Source organism: Ihuprevotella massiliensis (assembly GCA_900095835.1).
Lineage (GTDB): Bacteria > Bacteroidota > Bacteroidia > Bacteroidales > Bacteroidaceae > Alloprevotella > Alloprevotella massiliensis.
Map to the genome: position 1 here is coordinate 593,276 of LT608321.1, position 25,087 is coordinate 618,362.

Consider the following 25,087-nt stretch of genomic DNA (forward strand, 5'->3'; position numbering starts at 1 on the left):
GCTATGACCATCTCTATCATCACCGCTACCTACAACAGTGCTGCAACGATTGCTGATACCCTGCAATCGGTGCTGCAACAAACGTATCAAGACTTTGAGGTTATCGTGGTGGATGGAGTGTCTTCAGACAATACCCTTGAAATCATTCGTTCATTTGAACCTGCTTTTCAAGGAAAACTGCGCATCGTGTCCGAACCTGACCAAGGGCTTTATGATGCAATGAACAAAGGGCTGCACTTGGCAATAGGTCAAGTGGTGGGTATTCTCAATAGTGACGATTTCTTCAGCACTCCTCATAGTCTCGAGTACATAGCTCAAGCCTTTGCAGATCCGACTATCAATGCTTGTTATGGCAATCTCTACTTTGTTCAGCCTCATGCGTTAGATGTCCCAGTACGTCACTACACAGCAGGACACTTCCGTCCCTGGATGATGCGATTGGGCTATGCTCCTCCGCATCCTACCTTCTACTGCCGCAAGGAAGTCTACGAGCAACACCCACTCTTTGACCTCAACATGAAAATTGCTGCCGACTTTGAGTTAATGCTTCGTCTCATCTATGTGCAACGACTCACCACTGTTCACATTCCACACAATCTTGTCACCATGCGCATGGGCGGTGTCTCCACCGCTGGCTGGAGAAGTTATCTACAAGGACTCAAAGACCGCTTGCGAGCACTGAAGAAGAACAAAGTGTATTCCAACTTCTTCTTCCTTTCACTCCCCTACTGCTATAAGGCATGTCAGATGATAACGAGTCATTTCAAACGATAAATACAGCAAATCCCCCAAAAAGACAACTGTTTACAAGTTCTCTTTTGGGGGATTTTTCCTTTCTTCGGAAGTTCCAAACTGCATGTCCTAAGGTGGGCAACAAAATGTCGGAGAAAATCATAAAAACGTCCGAGTTTTTTTAGAAAAACTCCGACATTTTCTCACAAACTTCCCACGTTTTTTGTAATAACTCCCACATTTATCTTTTCAGCTCCGAAACAAAGAATTTCAAATGCCTAGAGACACCTTTTCTTTTATGTCTCCTTATCATTTCTCTCATCGTTTATATCGAAGCGTCCTAGTACCTTCATCTGGTTAGTCTCATCTATCTATCCAACATGGATAGTCTATTAAGCACCGCTATTTCGTTAACAATCAAAAAAGAAAGAGATGTCTATGCTTCAGCCGGAGAGATAAAATCGGGATGCAACAAAGTTAGCCAATGAGCGTAGACTCTGCAAAAGGATTGTCCCAGCGAACTCCCAGTGCAGCATCGTAACCATCTGGATGTAGGAAATTAAGTTCTTGCAAGGATTCTGAATCAAGCGTAATCCTTTCTATCCAACCAGCATCGCATAAGGTCACAAACTGACGAGGACCGACTGCTATGCGAAAAGGTTGCAAACCGCGCAACAAACGACGAGAAGGATAGATCTTATGATGGCGCAAACTTTCGATGAGAGACACCAAACTATCATCTTTTAGCACCACGTCTATCTTGTTTTGTTTTTCTATGATTTTGAATTCTTGTCCAGCAGTTTCAAAGTCAAAATGCCAATCTTCAGCACGATCTTTCCTCCAAAGTCGTGAAGCTATTCTAGGTTCGTCAAAAGATTTGATACGTTTGAAATAGAGCTCATAATATTTCTGGATATAGTCTAAACGACTTTCGCTATAATCAGCTCCTTCGGCAAGTAGAAGTTCTTGAGTTGCATAAACAGCCTCCCGACAATCGCCTTGAGGTTGCCCCCCATCTACGAGATCTACAACAAACACTTCCCCTTGTTTTGCACGTTTGCCCTCACGATTGCATCTACCGCCAGCTTGAATGATACCATCGAGTCCAGTTTTCGCACGAAACACCACTGGAAAATCTAGGTCCACTCCTGCTTCTATAAGCTGAGTGCTCACTACGAGTGTTGGAACGTTGCCTGCCATACGCTCACGAATAGCAGTTATCGCCGTCTTCAGATGCTCTGAACACATGTTTCTCGAGAGATGAACCAGATGCTCTGCTTTTGCTCCTTGCTGCAAAAGTTCTTGATACAGCATCGCAGCCTCTTTACGCGTATTTACAATGCATAATCCAGATTCATACTGTAACAAACGCTCTGCAAGCTGCACATAGGTCAGCGAAATCGGTTGAAGATGATACCGCACACGCTCAAAAGGTGCCATCATATCTGCGGTAATCTCTACGATAGGAGACAATCGATGTCTCAGTGCATAAAAGTCGCTCACCTGTTTGAAAGGACTATTGTGGTCGCGGTCGAAAGAAGGTAATGTGGCAGAACAGAACAAACACTGACAATGATAGATTTCGTGAAGATTGTCGAGCCCATGTAACACGGGATTAAGTAAAGCGTTGGGAAATTGCTGCACTTCGTCAAAGACAACCACCGAACGAGCCACATTGTGCATCTTGCGCGAAGCGGAAACTTTGTGCGAAAAAGCACTCTCAAAGAAACGCACGTTAGTGGTTACAATGATAGGGGCATCCCAATTCTCACAAATGAGCCGATAAGGACTATACGACTCGGTCTCAGTGGCAGCTCCAACAGTTGCGTGTTGTGAATCTCCTTGCGCCTGACCTTTAGGCGATAATACGCTTTCTTCAAATTCAGAATGATGCTCCAAGACGTTATGCTCACCAAAGATTTGCTTGAACACCTGAGCAGTTTGCGTGATGATAGACGTGTAAGGAATGACATAAATGATACGCCGCATCCCTAGATGCAAAGCTGTTTCCAATGCCCATGCCATTGAAGAGAGTGTTTTTCCTCCTCCCGTGGGTAGAAACAAAGAATAGTAGCCCAATTCACATTGACTACCATGTTGGCGACATGTGGCAAGAAACTGAGCACGTGTGGCATTCACTGGACTGTCGGCTTTGAACTTTGCCGTGAATGCAGATAATCTCTGATGCAGAACATACAGACTATCATATCCAGAAGTAGTGTTTTTGCGTAGCTCCTGACGCACTCCATCCATAAATTCCTCAGTATCGAGAAAATCGGCATCAATCAGACAAGAAAAACACAAACGCACCATAGCTTGTGCATTCTCACTGCTCGTCTTTTCTTGCAGATATTGTTCCACAGTTTGCCCATGTTGATGAAGAAACGTCATCAACCTGCCAAAGCCTATTTTGTAGTCTTCTACACAGTGTCTGGTTCTTTCGCCTGTTTCGGAGCTATGAAGTTTATCCTCTAATTCATCATAATCATATAACCCTCTATGATGCCCACTAATCACATAAGCAAGGACGCTGAATATGGCAGGAAAAGTTTGTGTGAGCTGCTCATAGCTTGCATACGACGCACCAACCATGCTATGAGGTGCTTTGGGAGCTAGCGTCTTTTCGATGGCAACCTTACGAAGATAGGTTTGAAACTCTGGCTGCGCCTTGCCTAAATCATGCAACCACCCCAATAATTCACCCAGAGGTGCAAGGGTTGGATGCCCAACTTCAGTGAGAAACTGTGCACAACGTCTAGCTACGCCCTCAGCATGATCATTTAAACTCTGAATGCGTCCATCAGAAGCCACGTGAGCCATGAGAGATGGGTTGTGAAGAAGTTGGGAAGCCATAAGATTGTCAGTTAAAATGACGTTCCCCTCCTCTTGCATAGAGAGGAAGGGAACGATAAGTAAAGCATAAATCGAGACCTTATCAGTGTCAGCAGAATTTGACTGATGAAACATATTGAAAAGGTCAGTTACAATTAGTTGAAAAGATCATCGCTACTAACTTTCTTCGGCTTCTTTTCACCAGAAGTTTGAGTGCGCTCGGTCTTTTGCGTTGCAGCATTATTCTTATTAGCCCCTGTCTTTGACCCCTGTTCCTTAACGGGTTGTGGACCACTCGGGGTACTATTGACAGGTTCTTTGGCAGCTGGAGACTCGTGAGGTGGAGCCACTGGAGGAGTATTATCACCGTGTTCTTCGCGAGGTGCCTCTCCGATACCTTCTGATAAATCAACAGAACTACTGTCGTGGCTTGTCGTATCAGCACTTTGATAAACAAAGCGTCCTTCTAAGTCAGCGGGATTCACTCCTTCGGGGATGCGATAACGCGCTAAGTATTTGGGAGCAAGTGACGCATCAGACAACACTTTCTTCATGAAAAGACCAAAGATGGGGAGTGCTGTCTTAGAACCTTGTCCCAGGGCTCCAGAACGGAAGTGGATTTGGCGGTATTCTCCTCCTACCCATGCACCACCTACGAGGTTAGGGGTCACGCCCACAAACCAGGCATCGGCATGAGAATTGGAAGTACCAGTCTTTCCACCTGCATCGATGCGCTTGTTCCACACCCATTGCCCGATGTAGTTTTGACTAGCCAAGGCTTGAGACGTTCCACCAGCATCTGTCATACCTGCTCCAAGAAGCGTCTGCATGTAGAAGGCTTCTTTGTCAGAGAGCACAGTGCGCGCTTCCTTATGTGCCTCATACACAACTTTACCTTCGCGGTCTACAATGCGAGTAATCATGGTTGGCTTCACATACTCACCATAATTGGCAACACTTGCATAGGCGCCTACCAATTCCATGAGATGAACATCGCTAGCACCAAGGGGCAATGAGGGAGCATCATTGAGTTTGCTCTTGATTCCCATGTCTTGTGCCGTCTTGATCACATTGGAAATCCCCACTTCTTGACCAAGTTTTACCGCAATAGTATTGATACTCTGCGCAAAAGCTGCTCTAAGAGGAATGTTAGCTCCAGAGAATCTACCATTTGCATTGTGGGGACGCCACACACTAGGCTTACCCTTCTCATCAACAACATTCATTTGGATGTAATCATCCTTGAGACGTGCATCAGAAGGCAGCCATCCTTGTTTCATCGCCGTGGCATAAACAAAGAGCTTGAAGGTCGAACCAGGCTGGTGGGTAGCTCTTACGTTGTCGTGCTGCCAAGTGTTGAAATCGACATCACCGACATAAGCTTTCACCTCGCCTGTTTGAGGTTCCATTGCCACAAAACCCGCGTGCATGAAATGCAACATATAGCGCAAAGAGTCTACGGAGGTCATTTCGCGCTCAACCTTTAGGTTTTGCCCTGCATAACTGAAGAGCTTCACTTTGTGTGGAGTGTTGAGAATCTCCATCACCTTTTGAGGATCATCAGGATAACGAGCACTGAGCATTTTGTAAGCATCAGTTTGCTTGAGCTTTTCTTGCAAAAAACCAGGAATAGGCTGATTCTTTTCATTCACCCAAGGGTCTTGCTTGCCCCAGTGCGCATCAAAATTTCGTTGCACCACTTTCATTTGCTCGAACATAGCTTGCTCCGCATACTTCTGCATACGGCTGTCGACGGTGGTGTATATTTTCAAGCCATCCTTATAAGGGTCTAACCCCAAATCAAGGTTTTTAATTTCATCGGCTACAGCCTGACGGAAATAAAGTGCTTGACCATCATAAGCTGTTTCGACACTGAAATTGAGCTCAATGGGCTTTTCTTTCAATTCACTTAATTCTGCAGCCGACAATTTTCCATGCTTATACATATTGTCAAGCACAACATTGCGTCGGGAAAGTGAGTTTTTGGGGTTGGTCTTGGGATTATAGGCAGATGTGGCCTTGAGCAATCCCACAAGGACTGCCGACTGTTCTGTCTTCAACTCAGCAGGCGTGGTGTTGAAATAGGTCTTTGCAGCCGTCTTAATACCATACGCGTTAGAACCAAAGTCTACTGTATTGGCATACATCGTGAGAATTTCTTGCTTACTGCAGAACCATTCCAACTCTGTTGCGATAATCATCTCTTTGCTCTTCATAATGAGCATCTTGACGCCAGGAATGTAACCTAATAGTCCAGTAGAATACTCCGTACGAACGCGGAACATATTCTTTACCAACTGCTGCGTAATCGTGGAAGCACCACGTGCATGTCCAGTCGCTGCATCCTTGACGGCGGCACCAAGTCCCATAAAGTCTACGCCATGGTGACTATAGAAACGCTCGTCTTCTGTGGATATCAGTGCATCAAAGAAGTTAGGTGCAATAGAATCGTAGGCAACAGGCGTACGGTTTTCGCTGAAGAATTTCCCCAGCAACTTACCATCTGCACTGTATATTTCAGAAGCAGCCGCTGTTTTGGGATTCATAATGGTGTCGAGCGAAGGCGACTTACCAAAGAGCCAAAACAAATTGAATTGCACTGCAAAGCAATAGAAGATAATAAAGACGATGAAAGAGGAGAATCCTACTCCGATTTTTTTCCACCAAGGTGCATTCTTATAGAGCGAACGATACCAACGTCCGAACTGCGTGCACTTCTTCCCCACCCAAATGAAAGGAGAGAAGATGCGCTGAAAGATATTTCGTGGTTTTGAGTCCATGTTAATTTGTAAAAGGTACTACTTAGACACAGCAAAATTACACCAAAGCTCACGACAAACAAAGGAGAAACGTTTTTTTTTGCTGCTTAAGGAAGGATTTTCCAAATAGAATGTGGAAAACAAGGCTTGAAAGTGAAAAAAATAACACTCGCGAATTTCACACAAAGGGCGAGGCACGAGCAGTGAATAAGGTACGTTTAATCGATATGTGTGAAACCTAAAAAGGCCACCACCAGCGTTTTGGCTTGGGAATAGTACCTTGTGCAATAAGTTGTTGCTCCAAAGTTTTTCCATTGTTGATTAGGGCATAAATGGTGCTCCACGATGGCAATCCACCAATGTTGCGGTCGTCTATGAAGAGATCAGCTCGAATCTTGCGCGAGAAGTCGCTATTTGTACCATCTTCTTCCTCAAAGTCACGATTGACTGCAAAAAAAGTGACCCCGCGCTTGCGACAATACTCCACTGCATCACGAAGCAACTCTCCTTCTCGCACTGTCCACAGGATGAGTTCATGTCCATCGGCTATCAGCTGTCGCAATGTTGCTGTAGCAAAGGGGATTTCCTTTCCTATTTCAGGATAACGATGCTCCACAATAGTACCATCAAAGTCTACGGCTATAACCATGTAAATAATAAGAATATTAAGGTGAAGAGTCCATGCCTAAAGGATGCCTATACTGAATTTGAGCAAAAAGACACAGAGGGATGAAAAGTCTTACATCACTTGTCTACCTGAGCGCAATAAATCTTGAGTGCTTCGCTTGACTCCTTCCACTACAGGTAGTGAAAACTTTGGTGTCTTGCACTTTGCTTTGCGCTTGTCGACTAAACGCATCGTTGGGGCAAAGGAAAAGAATCCCCCAAAACCATCATCTATCACTTCATAGATGCCTAGTTCTGCTGTGAATTGCTGTTGCGGCCATACGATGCGGCCAACATCATTGCAGCTCACACGATAGTGTTGCCAAACAAGGGCATAATATACTCCACGAGCTGTACGCACTTGCTGTTGCGTTCTCTCAGTTGACAAAAGAGTAACGCGTAAATCTTTGGGAAATTGTATCTTGCGGGGAGTTTGTTCTACGGATTCAAAAGGCAGATTTGAATAAAGCACTACACTCACCACACAGCTATCTCCAATCACGAGGGAATCACGATTTGCAGAAATCTCAGCAAAAAAGTCTGCTTTAAGCTCTGAAGACCTATTTTGTGCGTAACTTCTCATGCCACTCATAGAGCAACACAAAAGAAACATCAGAAATAGTTTCAAGGGGAGAAGAAATAATCGTTCTCCGCGCAACATTGTTTGGGGAAACTTGGGCATACGGTCCTTGTACTTAACACAAAACATTGACGGCAGTGCAAGCCTATTACTTAAACGTCTGTCTCCGTCATGATGGGTGCGTAAGTATTGACCAACTTATCACATTCAGCCATCCAAGTCGCAGAGGAAGCATCAGATGGCATGCGCCAATCGCCACGAGGAGAGAGGGAACAACTTCCTACTTTAGGGGCATCAGGTAAGCAACTACGCTTAAACTGTTGTTGGAAGAAGCGACGGAAAAAGACTTGCAACCAGTGCGCTATGGTAGTTTCTGCGTAAGATGAAATATTGCGAGAGGCGTCAGCTTTGGCAAATGCTCCAACAGCTAGCTGGAAAATCTTGCTAGGACGGAAGCCATAACGCAAAGTATAATACAAGAAGAAGTCGTGAAGTTCGTACGGCCCTACAAGATCTTCAGTCTTTTGCGTGATTTCTCCTTGCTCATCTGCCGGCAGCAGTTCTGGGCTAATAGGAGTATCCACAATATCGAGCAAAACATCGTGGCAACTTTCGTCGATGATATGTTCAGCTACCCAACGTACAAGGTGCTTCACCAATGTTTTAGGAATGGAAGCATTGACTGCATACATGGACATGTGATCGCCATTGTACGTAGCCCATCCTAAGGCAAGTTCCGATAAGTCGCCCGTTCCAAGCACCATTCCACCCACTTGATTGGCCACATCCATTAGGATTTGTGTGCGCTCACGCGCTTGGGCATTCTCATAGGTGACATCATGGAGGTTTTCATCGTGTTCAATATCAGCAAAATGTTGACGAACAGCTGCTGCAATAGGAATTTCGCGGATAGTGACTCCTAGTTGTTGCATAAGGAGCAAGGCATTGTTGTAGGTACGATCAGTAGTGCCAAATCCTGGCATGGTGATACCAACAATGCCCTTGCGGTCGAGCCCCAATAAATCAAAGGTGTGCACAGCTATGAGCAGAGCAAGTGTAGAATCAAGTCCTCCACTAATGCCCACAACTAAATGACGCGCATGGGTATGTTTCAAGCGTTTGGCTAATCCCAAACTCTGGATATTAAGAATTTCGTGACAACGCACACTGAGTTGCTCTCCTTGTGGCACGAAAGGCAGCGGATCGTAGATGCGAGAAGAAGGTTGTTCACGCAACACCATATCGAGCTCAGCCACCACATAAGGTGCATGCGCAGGCTGCTGTGCAATGGACTGAGAGAAAGAAGTGTTAGATCTACGCTCACTACGCAATAGTTCTACATCGACTTCACCAATGAGTAATTGCGGTTCAAGAGAAAACTGTTGTGACTCTTCGAGCAAATGACCATTCTCTGCAATAAAAGCTCTTCCACCAAAAACTAAATCTTGAGTACTTTCGCCAAAGCCGCATCCGGCATAGATATAAGCACAATGACAACGCGCACTTTGACCTGTAACTAATTGACGCACATAATCAGTCTTGCCCACAAGATCATTGGAAGCACTGAGATTTAAAATGATTTCTGCACCTTCAATAGCTAATTTATTAGAAGGGGGAACGGGTGCCCAAAGATCTTCACAAATTTCGATACCGAAAGTGACGTCATTGACACGGAATAACTGTTGCGTTCCCAAGCTAGTTGTTTGCCCACAAAGACGCACCTGCACATTATCTTGCAAAGCAGAAGCAGTTGTGAACCAACGATTTTCATAGAACTCATGATAGTTTGGAAGATAGGTCTTAGGAACCAAACCATGGAGTTTACCATTTTGTAACACCGCTGCACAATTGAACAACATGCCGCGATGACTCACGGGCAAACCAACCACAACCACTAATTGCAGATTGCGACTCAGTTCGAGCAACTTCATGAGGGCTTGCTCCGCCTCATCCAACAAAATTTGTTGAGCAAAGAGGTCTTGACAGGTGTAGGCTGTGAGAGCCAATTCGGGAAAACAGAGTATTTCAACTCCTTTTCCTTCTGCCTTAACCATAAGGCTCTCAATCTCTTGCGTATTGAACGCAACATCTGCCACCTCTACGCGTGGCAGGGCTGCTGCAACCTTTATCAATCCGTCTATCATATCTGAGGGGTATAGAAATCTATCTTAATTTGGAAGAGAAACCATTCAGGGACTGTGCTTTCCATCCTCTAGGCGAAGTGGGTAGCACTAAATAATGGCTTTGTCTTTTATTATTGCGCCACCACTACTGATCGAGTGGTCTCCGCTTCATGGGCATACTATCGGCTATTTTCACCAAACGACGTCCTACGACCTTCTTGACATTGTTGCCACCCAACGTGCGATAAAAATAATTTCCATCAGCAGTCTGAGTGAGTTCAACATCTTGCGAATCGGCTCCAATCTCATTGGTAAAACGAAGTATGGCTTTGCCATTCTTCACTTCTTTCTTGACCAACATCCATGAACCATAGATGCGACCATCCATGTAAGCATAGACGGGACCTAAAAAGGACATGCCAGGCACGATGAGACGCTCTTTTCCTAAATCTACATGGATGCGAAGCCCAATCTCATCATTGTAAAATGTACCAGTGAGCGTATCGCTGATAGGAACATTGGGCGTTGCTGAAGTTTGGGGCGTTTGCTCCAACGTTTGTTGAGCAAGGGCACTAGAAAAAGTTCCTAGTAGCAGTGTAAAGAATAATACTAAACGGAACATAATCATAATGTTTAGTTTCTCAGGTGCAATTATTCCTCTGTTTCAGTAGGAGGAGTGTCGCGGAGAATAAGTGTGGTAGCACCGATTGTGATAATTGCGCCATCTTCCACATTGACACTTTCCTTTAATCCTACCAATTCGTTCATATGGAAAGTACCCGTTCCAGAAGGACCATCGCGTAGCACAAATTTCTTCGCACCATTTTTGTTTACAGAAACGGTGATGTGGCAGTGGGTTTGATCGACACTGGGGTCAACCGTCTTGAAAGCTGCATTAGCTTTCGTGCCTTTTACATGGCGTCCCACGCTATTCTTTCCTAAAAAGAGAGGGACTTCTTGTCGCAGATGAAACGCATTCTCCACCACGACCAAGTGACCGATAGGCATTTGGTCTTCTTCTTTTTCTTCACAATCGAGGTCATGCACACCCTCATTAGTAGGTACTGCCTTTACCCCTACGCGAATTTTAAACTGCTTTCGGCAGGTGGGACATTCAAATACGAGTGTACGCCCCGGAGTGTAGAGCGAGTCATCAAACAAGATTGGCTCATCGCATTTCGGGCAACGAATTCGTTTCATGAGAATAAAAATAGAAAAGTGCCACTCTCGAATGCTGTTGGGTAAATTTACCGACAGCACCAAAGAGGGCAAAGTAATAATTTTTCGTTATTTATTGGCCTTCGTATAGGGGACTTCTCACTCTCACTTTTGAAAGTGTGAGATTGTCACTCACTACGAAAAACGTTTTATGGGGCATTTTTTTCTTTGAGTACCCAAGACTCAGCAAACTCTGTAGATACCAGACGCATTTGCTTAAGCGCCTTTCGTGCATCGTCATAGCTAACATAGCGTCCTACTACAACTCGCACCATATTATGGTGTTGCACCACACGAGCCTCTGCGTATCCAGACTTATGCAGATGCTCGACAAGCTTTTGCGCACCACTCATTGGCACTTGACTGGCAACAACAAGCGAATAATAGGCTTCGGCAGTCTGAATGGTAGAAGCAACCTGTCGGGGTTCGTTTTCAGAAGTTTCTGGAGTTTCAGAAGCTTTTGTTTCTTCACTACCACCTTGCATCAATTCTTCTGCACTAATGCTTTCTTCTGCAGGTTGTTTCAACTCAAACTGTTGCTGATACTCGGTTTTTTGTTGAGTAGAAGCTGTGACATTTCCCAAGATATGTGCTATATGCTCAAACATTTGTGCCTCTGTGGGCTGCATACTTGCATGACGATTCAAAGGAGCTGCCCAAACAAAATAGAGCACAATGGCAACTGCCGCTGCAGCAACAGAGCGCAACATAGACTTGCTGATATGGAAAGTATAACTATCCTTACGAGGGCGCAATGGCATCACCTTAGGCTCCTCTTCTTCTTTCATCAGCTTTTGCAAAGGAAGTGCTGAAAGTCCAAATAGTTGGGGATTATCCACCCCACCGCGAATAGGAGTAAACTCATAACCGCCCGATGCTCCAAGTCGGAAGGTTCCAACATAGAGCAAGGTAGCCTCTTTGCGTGTGCGAAGTGTTTCACGCAACTCATGCACACACAAACGGATATGGTGGATAGCTTCATCATAAGAGATATGATTAGTTATCATGAACGACTGCGCCAACAATCCATCATCAGCCTGAAGTAAAGGATTAAATCCAACTTGGCAACTGGGCGCAACAAAAACTCCTGCCACTTCATCGAAGTATGCAGGACTATATTGTGTAACAAACCCACCTAAGTCGGGGACTATCACACAATTATGCTCCAGAAGCAATCGGCTAATATGTAAATTGAGGTCATTCATTAGTGCAAAGTTACGCTTTCACCCCCGAATTTCAAAGTTTTTGTAGGGCTTTTTTAGGCTGAAATCATAGGTTTTTTCCAGCTTTCAACCTTTAATCTGGATAGTTTTACGCACAACTCTTTGAGGCTTTGGCAGATGCGTTCGAAATACAGCATTTTAGAAACAGTAGAGTATTGCATAATCCCTTAAAGGTACAGCAATAGAACTTCCATATAACTAATTTAGACCCACCTCGTCACCATGAACTTGTCTTTTCTATGCGCAATATCTTTCTTTGAAATATTGGGGCTTTCTCTAGGTTTGTATTAGATACTTCCCCTTCTTCATATCATATTTTTTCATGCTCTACAACAGAAATCTATTCCGATTTTCCCTGATTTGTAGCGTTGCAACAACTATATGAAAAAAAACTTCTTTCATTGGAAAAGTCACTCCCAAATAGTATCTTTGCAGTTGAGGAACTATGCACAATAGCCTCTAGACAGAGAGGAAAATCCAATGGGAGCACGCTTCGTTACCTGCTTCACAGCCATAAAAAAGGGGACACTTAGACAAGCATCCCGATAGCTAACAAAAGTACATTGTACATTTTGTCATAGATTGAAATCTGAAATTCTTTAGAATTCCGTATCAGACTCCTCCCAAAAAGAAGAAGGTTCATCTAGTTCGCGAGAAAAAATGCTACTAGACTTCTTGATAGTCTTTGTTTCATCAATACGTAAGCGAGGATTGCTTCCGGCAATTACTCCTTCAACCTGCATTGTGATAACTTCAATAGTGGGAGATATATAGTTCTTGCGTGACATGGTCGGTATTTTATTCTTAGCGCACATAAACTGCGCATAATTTTGCAATACAAAGATAAGAACAATATCAGAAATAAACAAATATGGCAGGATTTTCTCACACACTTACTAGATTTATTTACAGAAACTTCAAGTCTGCTTAACAACATGAACGCTTTAGAGAATCTGCCCACAAACGTTTGAATTGAAATACTCCTCATGATGCCCCCCTATTCTCAACACGACATACTCACAACTCCAACATCATTTCCGACCAAGTTACAAAAAGCAATGATAACCACTCCATGGGGAAATGTTTGGTTAGCAGGACTGGAAGATAGCCTCTCAGGATGGTGGTTTGAGAACCATCGACACGCCCCAGCTTTGCAGTTGGGATGGGTAGGAGAACTCCAATCCAATCGTTTAGAAAAAAAGAAGACTATTAACACTCAAGTTTGGGAAACTGTGCACGACGCTCCATTCGTCATTCGCACAGTACAATGGTTGCACCGATATCTAGATAGAGATTCTGCTGATTTACCTCGGCTACACATATATGGTACCCCATTTATGTTGACAGTTTGGACTTCCTTACTAGACATTCCATGGGGCAAGACTTGGACCTATACAGAATTGGCAAAAATCGTGCACTCTAAATTGAGCTCTAACCCAGATTTAACGTTGTCACAACCCAAGATAGCCTATAATAAGACTGATTGTTCACCACTTTTCGTCCGGTCTGTGGCCTCCGCAGTGGGACACAACCCACTATCAGTGCTACTTCCCTGCCATCGTGTGGTGGGCTCATCAGGCAACCTGTGTGGATATGCAGGAGGAATCGATAGAAAAACAGCCTTATTATCCCATGAAGGCGCCATTTTGCTATGAACATTCAATTAACAACAAAAAGGTCGAGACAAAATCTCGACCTTTTTATTCGTAGAATAATAACTGCGCTTATTCATTGGGAAAGAGCCCAAATAGCTCAGCATCGATACGATCCGTAATTTGTCGAAACGCCTCACCATCACTCTCAAATTTGAGTGTATCGCCTTCAATAACCAACAGACGACCTTTGTAATCTGCAATCCAACCTTCATAAAGCTCATTGAGCCCTTGAAGATAATCGATACGCATCGTTTTTTCAAAATCACGTCCACGCTTTTCAATTTGTGACACCAAATTAGGAATTGAAGAACGAATGTAAATCATCAAGTCAGGCAGTTCGACAAGCGACATCATAAGTTCGAAGAGATCCGTGTAATTATCAAAATCTCTATCACTCATCATTCCCATGCGATGAAGGTTAGGGGCAAAGATTTTGGCATCTTCAAAGATAGTGCGATCTTGAATAATGGCATCCTCGGTACGAGATATAGACACCACATCCTTAAAACGCTTGTTGAGGAAATAGATTTGAAGATTAAATGACCAGCGACTCATATCTTGATAGAAATCTTCAAGATAAGGATTATAGTCAACTGGTTCAAAAAGAGGTTTCCAATCGTAGTGTTTCGCCAACATCTTGGTGAGTGTGGTCTTTCCACTACCGATGTTTCCAGCTATAGCGATATGCATATTATAGACGTTATACGTTAGAAATTAAGAAGCAAGTTTGTTTGTAATTTGAAGTAGATGGGGCTGCATTGGCTAACATCCACCAAGGATTCACATTTTAAGGTCTGATTTATGACTTTACAGCATTGTCGTCTTGAAAAAGCCCAAAAAGTTCAGCATCTATTCGATCGATGATACCAGCAAATTCAGTGGGATTATGCAAGAAATCAATATCATCAACATCAACCACCAACACTTTTCCAGGATATTTCTCACCGACAAAATTCTCATAACGTCGATTGAGGTTTTCCAAATAGGCAATTGGAATGCTTTGTTCATACTCGCGTCCACGACGGCGGATATTTTCTACTAAGTGCGGAACTGAAGCGCGAAGATACACCAATAAATCAGGAGCATCAACAAGAGAAGTCATGATTTCAAATAGCTCCATATAGGTATCGAAATCACGCTCGTCAAGATTCCCCATATCTTTGTTGTTGGCAGAAAAGATATGAACACCTTCAAAGATGCTCCGATCTTGTACAATTGTCTTTTCAGACTGTGCTATATCTAACACATCTTTGAAACGCTCTTTCAAAAAGAAAACTTCAAGATTGAAAGCCCATCGCTTCATGTCTTTATAGAAAAGGTCAAGATACGGATTCTCGGCCACAGTTTCGTATTTTGGCGTCCACCCATAGTGCTTAGCAAGCAAGGTGGTGAGAGTGGTTTTTCCACTACCGATGTTTCCGGAAATGGCAATGTGCATACTTATATGTTAGACGTTTGGAAGCGCAAACTTCATTTCAGAAGAAATGCGCTGATTTAATAAAAGGTAGACCTTCTCAATTAAACTTGGGAGGGAGAAGCTGTGATGGTAAAGAGGGGGGCGTCAGTCTCGTCAGAGTCACTCAAACTCGGATTTTCAAAGGGTACTGCTACATTATTGGCTGATTCTTCTGTTAATACAGTCGTTTCCCTCAACTCATGAGAAGCCGCGGTTTCCTCCTCTATTTCAAGCAACTCCGCTTTAGGCAAAGCCGCTTTTCGAGCATCTTGCTTCGCTCCTAATTGCACTAGGCGATTGGCAGCATTAACAATACTCTGTCCAGAAGGTGACAACAGTTTTTTGACAGAATCAAACTTCTTATGCGCCTTATTGAAATAATCTTCTACTTCATCAAATCGTTGACAAAAGAGCTGCACGCGTTGCACCATCTTATTGGCTTCTTCAACAATCCGTTGCTGATTCTCCACTTGCCGTTGATGTGTCCAAGACATCTCTAAGACCCTCAAAAGGGCATACAAGTTTTGACTACTTGTGATAAACACCCCTTGTTCGTAAGCCTCTTTCCAAAGAGTCGGTTCAGCAGCAAGTGCAAGACTCAGCGCACTCTCACTAAACATATACATCACCACAAAATCAAGGCGTTGTCGACCAGCTACGGCATTATATTGTGCATAATTCTTGCTAGAGAGTTCTTTGACATGCGCCCGCACAGAAGCTACATGACGCTGTAATATAGCAGCTTGCTCGCCTTCGTCTGTGGTATTATAATAATCTTCAAAAGCCTTGAGAGAAACTTTAGAGTCAATCACGACATCACGTTCATCAGGAAAATGAAGAATTACGTCAGGAATCATCTTCTTTCCCGTTTCGTCATGTTTGAGAGCACGACCAGCTTCATCGCGCAAAGTGATTTGCTCTTCAAACTGCACGCCTTCTTCAAACCCCATATTTTCCAGTAAAGTGCGCAGGCGAAGTTCTCCAAAGTTACCTTGTGTCTTATTTTCTCCGGTTAAGGCGGTAGCCAAACGGTCTGCACGCTCTCCCACCAACTTAGTTTGCATGAGAGTAGCTTTAATGCTTTCGTCTAAACGGCGCATCGTGTCTTCCTGAGACTGGTTGGTCTTTTCGACGCTATCCTTCATCTGTTGAAGACCACTACGTAAAGGTTCTAACACAGAAGACAGCTGACTTTTATTTTCCTCCGTCAATTGTTGACTACGCTCACGAAGCAAACGCTCAGTTTGCCCAGTCAATTCATTGCGAACAGTTGCCAGCTGTTGTTGAAAAAGTGCCTGTTGTTGCTCTGCATTTGTTTGCGCATTCTTGCGCACTTCTTCAAGCTGTTGCTGATACATCGCATGAGTTTCCCCCATCGACTTGCGAGCTCCAACATAGCCTAACAGAAGTCCTATGATGAGAGCCAGGATGACAAAGATAAAAGGAAGCATAATGCGAATGAATAAGTGAATTTATAATAGGGGATATAGGTTATCAGAAAGTGGATTCTTGCATCGTAGTAGACGAATCTCCTCCGAAGCACTTGCAAATTTACGGAAAAACGCTGAAAAACATTGGCTGCTTCTGATTTTCTTTTTAATTTCGCTAATCAAACTTCGACTTTCCCTCCTGAATAGGCGGGCTTATCTCCTTTATAAAAGAGGAATTTCTCAACACCAATGCAACAAGAATTGATTCTCATCCGCATTACAGGCGAAGATCGTCCTGGACTCACTGCGGGTTTCATGGCTATTATGGCCAAATATGATGTAGATATCCTTGATATCGGTCAGGCGGACATCCACTCCACTCTATCGCTCGGCATTCTCATTCGTACTCCTGCCGCTACTTCTGGACAAGTGATGAAAGAAGTCCTTTTCAAAGCAACGGAACTCAACGTTAATGTGCGATTCTATCCCATCGAAGAAGACGAATATAATCATTGGGTGGCAGCTCAGGGCAAACATCGCTACATTTTGACCGTGCTAGCAAGACATCTCACAGCGCGTCAAATGGAAGCTGTAAGCCTATTGGTTGCTAATCAAGGCATGAACATCGACGGCATCCATCGTCTCACAGGACGTGTGCCATTGACACAACCTGAAGGCGAAGGGGTGCGCGCTTGTGTAGAATTTTCTCTTCGCGGCACTCCTCATAATCGCGAAGACATGCAAGCCGAACTACTGCATTTGTGCAGTGAGTTGGAAATGGACTGCTCTTTCCAACACGACAACATGTATCGCCGCATGCGCCGTCTCATCTGCTTCGACATGGACTCAACCTTAATTCAGGCAGAATGCATAGACGAATTGGCAGAACGTGCCGGGGTAGGTGCCGAGGTGCGTGCCATCACAGAAGCAGCCATGCGAGGAGAAATCGAATTCAAAGAAAGTTTCACCAGACGCGTCGCTTTATTAAAGGGATTGGACGCAAGTGTGATGGAAGAAATAGCCGAACAACTCCCTCTCACTGAAGGTGTGGAGCGTTTGATGTCGGTATTGAAGCGCTACGGCTACAAAATTGCAGTATTAAGTGGTGGTTTTACTTTCTTTGGCGAACACCTGGCACGCCGTTTTGGCATCGACTATGTTTATGCCAACGAACTAGAAGTAGACGAGAACAATCGTCTAACAGGACGTTTCGTGGGAGAGATCGTAGATGGCAGAAGAAAGGCAGAACTTCTACGTCTGATTGCCCAAGTGGAAAAGGTGGATTTAGAACAAACGATTGCTGTTGGAGACGGAGCAAACGATCTCCCCATGCTCTCTACAGCTGGTTTGGGAATCGCTTTTCATGCCAAGCCTCGTGTGGTGGCCAATGCTCGTCAAAGCATTAATACGGTGGGACTCGATGGCGTTCTCTACTTTTTGGGATTCAAAGATTCTTATCTGCAGGAGTAAACCAGTTTATCTTACGAAAATCACCATTAGAGGTTTCTGCAAAAGGTCTATTCCACCTCTTCGCTTAAACACATCGCGTAAGAAACAATCCAGTAAAGCAGAAGCAAACTCAAAGGGGGCGCTTCTGCTTTTGCTTTTATACAAAGAAAAATCTCTATGGGCAACGTCATTTTCGAAAGAAAATCAACAATAGAATCTTTTTTTCTACAAAACATTTGGTACTTTCGAGAAAACATTGTACTTTTGCACTCGCAATCGAGAAGCAAGACAACTTGCATACTCGAAGACGCACTTTAAGTTCAGCCTCCCCCCTTAGAGCTGACCCAAACGAAAAGATGCGTTGCATGAATGGAGAGGTGGCGGAATTGGTAGACGCGCTACTTTGAGGGGGTAGTGTCAATTGCGACGTGGGAGTTCGAGTCTCCTCCTCTTCACATTCTGCGGAAATAGCTCAGTTGGTAGAGCACAACCTTGCCAAGGTTGGGGTCGCGAGTTCGAGTCTCGTTTTCCGCTCTATAGTTTAAGACTATCCTCTTTTGGATAGTCTTTTTTTGTGCCCAATATTAACTATGCTACGCACTCCGCTTTTCGCCTTTTATCCCACATAGCAAAGAAAACTTTCAAGATGAAGAAAGGTATATTATTGAGAGAATATTTTGCTACCACTGATTTTCAAACTAAAACTCCCAACATTCTATTAGAAAAAAGGAAAATCGAGAGAGGTTAGTGCCTAGCACCCTGAAAGTAATCTCTACACCTTTACATCTTTCCCTCTAAAGTCAGTCACGTATTGATGATTTTATAGTGGTCAACATTGCATTTTTGCTGCAAAAAAACACGTCATTTCGAAAGAAGTTTGTACTTTTGAGGACGAAACGTTATCATGTCAGAACATAGGCATCTTAAATAATACCGATAAAAAGACTAACGAAATATGGTTATCCACTTCCAACTTAATTACCTCACACAATGGGGAGAACACATTGCAGTTGAAATAGATGGCAATGCGAATAACCCTGTTGTTTTATCTACAGAGGATGGCAAACAGTGGGAAACAACTGTCAAATTGCCTCATCGACACGCAGGAGAATTGGTCACCTACCGCTATAGCGTATGGCGCGGCACACAACGCGTGCGTCAAGAACGTGGAGCACAACGCCACATCATTCACGCAGAAAGCCAAGTCGAAGCCGCCTATTTTGCGACTGACAATTGGCGCGACCTTCCACAACATAATGCTCTCTTCTCACTTGCCTTTTCTGGTGACTTTGGAGCAGAACATCCTGCTAGCGCTTCACTAGCCAAATCTACTTATACTCTTCGAGTTCTTTGCCCCACCCTTCGTCAGCGTGGGCTTAAACTCGCTCTTGTCGGAGAAAGCAAGGCACTCGGTGCGTGGAATCCTGCTGAAGCTATCGTTCTTGAAGAGGTTGCAGCCAACCACTGGCAACTCACACTTGACACCAAACAACTGGAACCGTCAAGCGACTACAAATTTGTTACTCTCAACAGCACAGGGAAGGTGGAAGAATGGGAAGGTGGAAATAATCGACAACTCCTACTTCCTCAACTAGACGAAGGAGTACATTTCTTTGCTCCAGAAATAGAAGTTTACTTCTCTAACATCCACCCACGCATTGCAGGAACTGCCGTTCCTGTTTTCTCCCTTCGCAGTGAGGGCAGTCAGGGCGTGGGCGACTTTGGAGATTTGAAACACATGGTGGATTGGGCAGTTGCAACCAAACAGAAAGCGCTGCAAATTCTTCCCATCAACGACACCACTATCACAGGAACCTGGGTAGACTCATATCCCTACAACTCCATCTCTATCTACGCTTTCCATCCCATGTACGTAGACTTAAGAGAGGTGCCCAAATTGAATAATGCACAGAAGCAAGCTCAATTCGATAAAGAATTCCGCGAGCTCAATGCACTTCCACAAGTGGACTACGATCGCGTCAATAAGACGAAGCGAGACTACTTGTTGCTTGCATTTAGAGAAAGTGGTAAGCAATTGCTAGAAACTCAAGAGTTCAAGATATTCTTAGACAAGAATTCCCATTGGCTCCGTCCTTATGCCGCCTTCTCTTATTTGCGCGACAAGTTTGGTACTCCGGACTTCAGTAAGTGGCCCGAACATTCCACCTACGATAAAGTTGCNATAGTTTAAGACTATCCTCTTTTGGATAGTCTTTTTTTGTGCCCAATATTAACTATGCTACGCACTCCGCTTTTCGCCTTTTATCCCACATAGCAAAGAAAACTTTCAAGATGAAGAAAGGTATATTATTGAGAGAATATTTTGCTACCACTGATTTTCAAACTAAAACTCCCAACATTCTATTAGAAAAAAGGAAAATCGAGAGAGGTTAGTGCCTAGCACCCTGAAAGTAATCTCTACACCTTTACATCTTTCCCTCTAAAGTCAGTCACGTATTGATGATTTTATAGTGGTCAACATTGCATTTTTGCTGCAAAAAAACACGTCATTTCGAAAGAAGTTTGTACTTTTGAGGACGAAACGTTATCATGTCAGAACATAGGCATCTTAAATAATACCGATAAAAAGACTAACGAAATATGGTTATCCACTTCCAACTTAATTACCTCACACAATGGGGAGAACACATTGCAGTTGAAATAGATGGCAATGCGAATAACCCTGTTGTTTTATCTACAGAGGATGGCAAACAGTGGGAAACAACTGTCAAATTGCCTCATCGACACGCAGGAGAATTGGTCACCTACCGCTATAGCGTATGGCGCGGCACACAACGCGTGCGTCAAGAACGTGGAGCACAACGCCACATCATTCACGCAGAAAGCCAAGTCGAAGCCGCCTATTTTGCGACTGACAATTGGCGCGACCTTCCACAACATAATGCTCTCTTCTCACTTGCCTTTTCTGGTGACTTTGGAGCAGAACATCCTGCTAGCGCTTCACTAGCCAAATCTACTTATACTCTTCGAGTTCTTTGCCCCACCCTTCGTCAGCGTGGGCTTAAACTCGCTCTTGTCGGAGAAAGCAAGGCACTCGGTGCGTGGAATCCTGCTGAAGCTATCGTTCTTGAAGAGGTTGCAGCCAACCACTGGCAACTCACACTTGACACCAAACAACTGGAACCGTCAAGCGACTACAAATTTGTTACTCTCAACAGCACAGGGAAGGTGGAAGAATGGGAAGGTGGAAATAATCGACAACTCCTACTTCCTCAACTAGACGAAGGAGTACATTTCTTTGCTCCAGAAATAGAAGTTTACTTCTCTAACATCCACCCACGCATTGCAGGAACTGCCGTTCCTGTTTTCTCCCTTCGCAGTGAGGGCAGTCAGGGCGTGGGCGACTTTGGAGATTTGAAACACATGGTGGATTGGGCAGTTGCAACCAAACAGAAAGCGCTGCAAATTCTTCCCATCAACGACACCACTATCACAGGAACCTGGGTAGACTCATATCCCTACAACTCCATCTCTATCTACGCTTTCCATCCCATGTACGTAGACTTAAGAGAGGTGCCCAAATTGAATAATGCACAGAAGCAAGCTCAATTCGATAAAGAATTCCGCGAGCTCAATGCACTTCCACAAGTGGACTACGATCGCGTCAATAAGACGAAGCGAGACTACTTGTTGCTTGCATTTAGAGAAAGTGGTAAGCAATTGCTAGAAACTCAAGAGTTCAAGATATTCTTAGACAAGAATTCCCATTGGCTCCGTCCTTATGCCGCCTTCTCTTATTTGCGCGACAAGTTTGGTACTCCGGACTTCAGTAAGTGGCCCGAACATTCCACCTACGATAAAGTTGCGATAGAACAACTCTGTTCCAAAGAGAATAAGGCATGGGAAGTAGTTGCTTACTACTATTATATCCAATACCTCCTTCACGTGCAACTCCTTGCTGCAAGTGACTATGCACGAAGCAAAGGTGTCATGTTCAAAGGTGACATCCCCATCGGTATCTCTCGCAACTCTGTAGAAGCCTGGATTGAGCCATACTATTTCAACATGAACGGACAAGCAGGTGCACCACCTGATGCCTTCTCTGCCAATGGTCAAAACTGGGGCTTCCCCACCTACAATTGGGAGGTGATGAAACAAGATGGCTACCAATGGTGGAAGCGTCGTTTCGCGAAGATGGCAGAATATTTCACAGCTTATCGCATCGACCATATCCTTGGATTCTTCCGCATTTGGGAAATTCCAAGCCATAGTGTACAAGGATTGCTCGGACAGTTCACCCCTGCTCTCCCCATGTCGCCCGAAGAAATTGGAACTTTCGGACTTTATTTCCAAAAAGACTTCATGACTTCTCCTTTCATTTGCGATGAAATCCTCCATCGCGTGTTTGGAGATCAAAGCGAATGGGTGAAACAAACCTTTTTAGTGCATAGCCACTACGATGTGTGGTCACTTCGTCCCGAATATGCTACACAGCGTGCCGTGGAGGCTTATTTCAACAAGGAAGGCAAGTCGATGACTAATGCTGAAGCCTTGAAAAATGGAGTATTCTCGCTCATCAACAATGTGCTTTTTGTAGAAGACCACAAACAGCATGGATTGTATCATCCACGCATTGCAGCGCAACAAAGTTTCATCTACGAGCGTCTGCAGCAGCACGAGAAAGAGGCTTTCAATCGCTTATACAACCACTACTTCTACGAGCGTCACAATCAGTTCTGGTATGACTGCGCAATGGAGAAACTTCCCGAACTTTGCGAAGCAGCTCCTATGCTTCCTTGCGGAGAAGACCTCGGTATGGTGCCCGACTGCGTGCCTTGGGTAATGAATGAATTGCAACTTCTTTCTCTCGAGATAGAACGTATGCCCAAAAATCCACAACACGAGTTCGGCAACGTGGAATGGTATCCGGAACGCTCTGTTTGCACGATTGGCACTCACGACATGGCTACATTCCGTGGTTGGTGGCGTGAAGATTACAGTCAAACTTGTCGCTACTACTACGATGTGCTCCACCTCGGTGGTGAAGTTCCTGGAGATGCTCCTGGTTGGGTGTGCGAAGAAGTGGTGCGCCGTCATCTCAATAGTCCTTCTATGCTTGCCATCTTGGCACTCCAAGATTGGTTTGCGATGGATGAAAAATTGCGCTTTGCAGATGCTGAAGGCGAACGCATCAACGTTCCTGCGAATCCCCGACACTACTGGCGCTATCGCATGCACTTGAGCATCGAAAGTTTGCTTCAACAAACAGCTTTCAATCAACGTGTAACCTCTTTGGTGGAACAAAGCGGACGACAATAGTTATCTAATACCTCACACGCGCAGCAGCAACCGTTTTGGCGTAACAGCAGCAATTCACTTTCTGTTCAATGTAGTAGGCTCTAATTCTAGAGCACTACATTGCAGAAAGGAGAATAAGCAAAGCCTCATGCGCAAGATATGCTATAAAAATGAAACACCTACCTCGCCTTCCCTTTTCTCATCTCTTTAATTTGAGTTTTGGATTCTTCGGCGTACAAATCGCTTATGCACTGCAAAGTGCTAACATTTCTCGCATCTTTTCTACCCTAGGTGCAGACCCACACAATCTTTCTTATTTTTGGATTCTCCCCCCTTTGATGGGAATCTTGGTGCAACCCATCATCGGTGTACTCTCAGACCGCACGTGGACACGCTTCGGACGACGCATACCCTATCTATTTGTGGGTGCTCTCATCGCTGTTTTGGTGATGTGTCTTCTTCCTAATGCAGGAAGTTTTGGTATGAGCGTAGGAGTGGCAATGATTTTCGGCTTGATTTCTCTCATGTTTCTTGACACGAGTATCAACATTGCCATGCAACCCTTCAAAATGATGGTGGGCGACATGGTGAACGAAGAACAAAAATCAACGGCTTACTCCATTCAATCGTTCCTCTGTAATGCAGGTAGTCTTGTGGGATATCTTTTCCCCATAGTTCTCACTTGGTTGGCAGTGAGCAACACAGCAGAACAAGGAAAGGTGCCCGACACGGTGATTTATTCCTTCTATGGTGGTGCAGCCATCCTCATCTTCTGTGTCATCTACACCACACTGACGGTAAAGGAATATCCTCCTCAGCTCTACAACGAATATCACCAAATTACTCCTGATACTGCGACAAATGCAAGCAATCAAACAGAAAGCAAAAAGGAAGCGGAGTCTTCCAATGTGTTCGCACTGTTGGTTAAAGCTCCTTCCACTTTCTGGACAGTAGGTTTGGTGCAGTTCTTCTGCTGGGCAGCCTTTATGTTTATGTGGACTTACACCAATGGTTCGATAGCAAACAACATTTTCCACACACCAACAATATTGAAAGACGGAGCGGTTGTGTTGAACACCACGAGCAGTGCTTACAATGAAGCAGGTAACTGGGTGGGTGTTTTGTTTGCTGTACAAGCCGTGGGTTCGGTGTTGTGGGCAACGGTGATTCCCTTCTTCAAAAATCAAAAGTTCATCTATGCGCTGAGTCTTCTTCTCGGAGGTGTAGGTTTTGCTTCGGTTTATTTCATCCACGATCAATACCTTCTCTTCGTAAGTTTCCTCCTCATCGGTTGCGCTTGGGCAGCAATGCTCGCCTTGCCTTTCACCATCCTCACCAATTCATTGAAGGGTGGACACATGGGAACCTATCTCGGTTTGTTCAATGGCACCATCTGTCTCCCACAAATCGTGGCAGCAGTGGTAGGTGGTTTGATTTTGAAAGCCTTTACTGTACCCGGACAACTTGCTCCTGAAATTTTGATGCTCGTTGTCGCTGGTGGTTTACTAGTGGTAGGTGCTTTGTGCGTCAGCTTCATTAAGCTACGCGATTAGCGCCAATTTTTCATCTTTCATAATGCCACATCAAAACGTTTCTGTTTTGATGTGGCATCTTCTTTACTCACTATTCCCCTTTTTCTATGTAAGATGAAAAAATGGTATGTGCCACTTTTGTCACATATCATTTTACAATCTCTCAACCTTAC

General features: G+C 44.3%; 17 protein-coding genes and 2 tRNA genes. 8 read left to right on the top strand and 11 right to left on the bottom strand.

The window, feature by feature from the left end; translation table 11 throughout:
* The first annotated feature begins 3 nt into the window (after nucleotides 1-3).
* Nucleotides 4-774 (top strand): glycosyltransferase family 2 protein, encoded by a 771-nt coding sequence (locus BQ2633_RS02625; RefSeq protein WP_075564899.1) that lies wholly within the window; start codon nucleotides 4-6, stop codon nucleotides 772-774.
* Nucleotides 775-1,209: 435 nt separating this feature from the next.
* Here BQ2633_RS02625 and cas3 read toward each other — a convergent pair whose 3' ends face one another.
* The 8 genes from cas3 to BQ2633_RS02665 form a co-directional block, all read right to left on the bottom strand.
* Nucleotides 1,210-3,585 (bottom strand): CRISPR-associated helicase Cas3', encoded by a 2,376-nt coding sequence (gene cas3 / locus BQ2633_RS02630; RefSeq protein WP_176720080.1) that lies wholly within the window; start codon nucleotides 3,583-3,585, stop codon nucleotides 1,210-1,212.
* Nucleotides 3,586-3,719: 134 nt separating this feature from the next.
* Nucleotides 3,720-6,344: a transglycosylase domain-containing protein gene (locus BQ2633_RS02635; protein ID WP_075564901.1), complete on the bottom strand. Its 2,625-nt coding sequence runs from the start codon at nucleotides 6,342-6,344 to the stop codon at nucleotides 3,720-3,722.
* 217 nt (nucleotides 6,345-6,561) lie between these two features.
* Nucleotides 6,562-6,972 (bottom strand): BT0820 family HAD-type phosphatase, encoded by a 411-nt coding sequence (locus BQ2633_RS02640; protein ID WP_075564902.1) that lies wholly within the window; start codon nucleotides 6,970-6,972, stop codon nucleotides 6,562-6,564.
* A gap of 90 nt (nucleotides 6,973-7,062) precedes the next feature.
* The gene (locus tag BQ2633_RS11550; protein ID WP_346048025.1) at nucleotides 7,063-7,350 is read right to left on the bottom strand and encodes a hypothetical protein; all 288 of its coding nucleotides are present in this window, start codon (nucleotides 7,348-7,350) and stop codon (nucleotides 7,063-7,065) included.
* A 371-nt stretch (nucleotides 7,351-7,721) separates the two neighbouring features.
* On the bottom strand, nucleotides 7,722-9,713 hold the full coding sequence (locus BQ2633_RS02650; RefSeq protein WP_075564904.1) for an NAD(+) synthase: 1,992 nt from the start codon (nucleotides 9,711-9,713) through the stop codon (nucleotides 7,722-7,724).
* A gap of 124 nt (nucleotides 9,714-9,837) precedes the next feature.
* A complete protein-coding gene (locus tag BQ2633_RS02655; RefSeq protein ID WP_083233912.1) occupies nucleotides 9,838-10,314 on the bottom strand; it encodes a hypothetical protein in 477 nt (158 codons plus the stop codon).
* A 29-nt stretch (nucleotides 10,315-10,343) separates the two neighbouring features.
* Nucleotides 10,344-10,892, bottom strand: coding sequence for an FHA domain-containing protein (locus BQ2633_RS02660; protein WP_075564905.1), 549 nt, complete (start codon nucleotides 10,890-10,892; stop codon nucleotides 10,344-10,346).
* A 167-nt stretch (nucleotides 10,893-11,059) separates the two neighbouring features.
* Complete coding sequence (locus BQ2633_RS02665; RefSeq protein WP_083233913.1) at nucleotides 11,060-12,115, bottom strand: HU domain-containing protein; 1,056 nt, start codon at nucleotides 12,113-12,115, stop codon at nucleotides 11,060-11,062.
* A 1,355-nt stretch (nucleotides 12,116-13,470) separates the two neighbouring features.
* Here BQ2633_RS02665 and BQ2633_RS11655 point away from each other — a divergent pair.
* Nucleotides 13,471-13,788 carry a methylated-DNA--[protein]-cysteine S-methyltransferase gene (locus tag BQ2633_RS11655; RefSeq protein WP_428829837.1) on the top strand — a complete coding sequence of 106 codons (318 nt, stop codon included), beginning with the start codon at nucleotides 13,471-13,473 and terminating at the stop codon, nucleotides 13,786-13,788.
* 69 nt (nucleotides 13,789-13,857) lie between these two features.
* Here the strand turns inward: BQ2633_RS11655 and BQ2633_RS02680 are convergent, their stop codons facing one another.
* The 3 genes from BQ2633_RS02680 to BQ2633_RS02690 form a co-directional block, all read right to left on the bottom strand.
* Nucleotides 13,858-14,478, bottom strand: coding sequence for a deoxynucleoside kinase (locus BQ2633_RS02680; protein WP_075564909.1), 621 nt, complete (start codon nucleotides 14,476-14,478; stop codon nucleotides 13,858-13,860).
* 109 nt (nucleotides 14,479-14,587) lie between these two features.
* Nucleotides 14,588-15,226 carry a deoxynucleoside kinase gene (locus BQ2633_RS02685; protein ID WP_075564910.1) on the bottom strand — a complete coding sequence of 213 codons (639 nt, stop codon included), beginning with the start codon at nucleotides 15,224-15,226 and terminating at the stop codon, nucleotides 14,588-14,590.
* Nucleotides 15,227-15,306: 80 nt separating this feature from the next.
* Nucleotides 15,307-16,695: a DNA recombination protein RmuC gene (locus tag BQ2633_RS02690; RefSeq protein ID WP_075564911.1), complete on the bottom strand. Its 1,389-nt coding sequence runs from the start codon at nucleotides 16,693-16,695 to the stop codon at nucleotides 15,307-15,309.
* A 228-nt stretch (nucleotides 16,696-16,923) separates the two neighbouring features.
* On the opposite strand from BQ2633_RS02690, the gene serB reads away from it, so the two are divergent.
* From serB to BQ2633_RS02725, 6 genes are all read left to right on the top strand, one after another.
* Nucleotides 16,924-18,144 carry a phosphoserine phosphatase SerB gene (gene serB / locus BQ2633_RS02695; protein ID WP_075564912.1) on the top strand — a complete coding sequence of 407 codons (1,221 nt, stop codon included), beginning with the start codon at nucleotides 16,924-16,926 and terminating at the stop codon, nucleotides 18,142-18,144.
* A gap of 350 nt (nucleotides 18,145-18,494) precedes the next feature.
* Nucleotides 18,495-18,578, top strand: a tRNA-Leu gene (locus BQ2633_RS02705).
* Nucleotides 18,579-18,584: 6 nt separating this feature from the next.
* Nucleotides 18,585-18,657 (top strand) — tRNA-Gly (locus BQ2633_RS02710).
* Between the two features lie 421 nt (nucleotides 18,658-19,078).
* A complete protein-coding gene (locus BQ2633_RS02715) occupies nucleotides 19,079-20,314 on the top strand; it encodes a 4-alpha-glucanotransferase (RefSeq protein WP_346048030.1) in 1,236 nt (411 codons plus the stop codon).
* A 410-nt stretch (nucleotides 20,315-20,724) separates the two neighbouring features.
* Nucleotides 20,725-23,403 (top strand): 4-alpha-glucanotransferase, encoded by a 2,679-nt coding sequence (locus BQ2633_RS02720; RefSeq protein ID WP_075564914.1) that lies wholly within the window; start codon nucleotides 20,725-20,727, stop codon nucleotides 23,401-23,403.
* A 149-nt stretch (nucleotides 23,404-23,552) separates the two neighbouring features.
* Nucleotides 23,553-24,935: an MFS transporter gene (locus BQ2633_RS02725; protein ID WP_075564915.1), complete on the top strand. Its 1,383-nt coding sequence runs from the start codon at nucleotides 23,553-23,555 to the stop codon at nucleotides 24,933-24,935.
* Nucleotides 24,936-25,087: the final 152 nt, after the last annotated feature.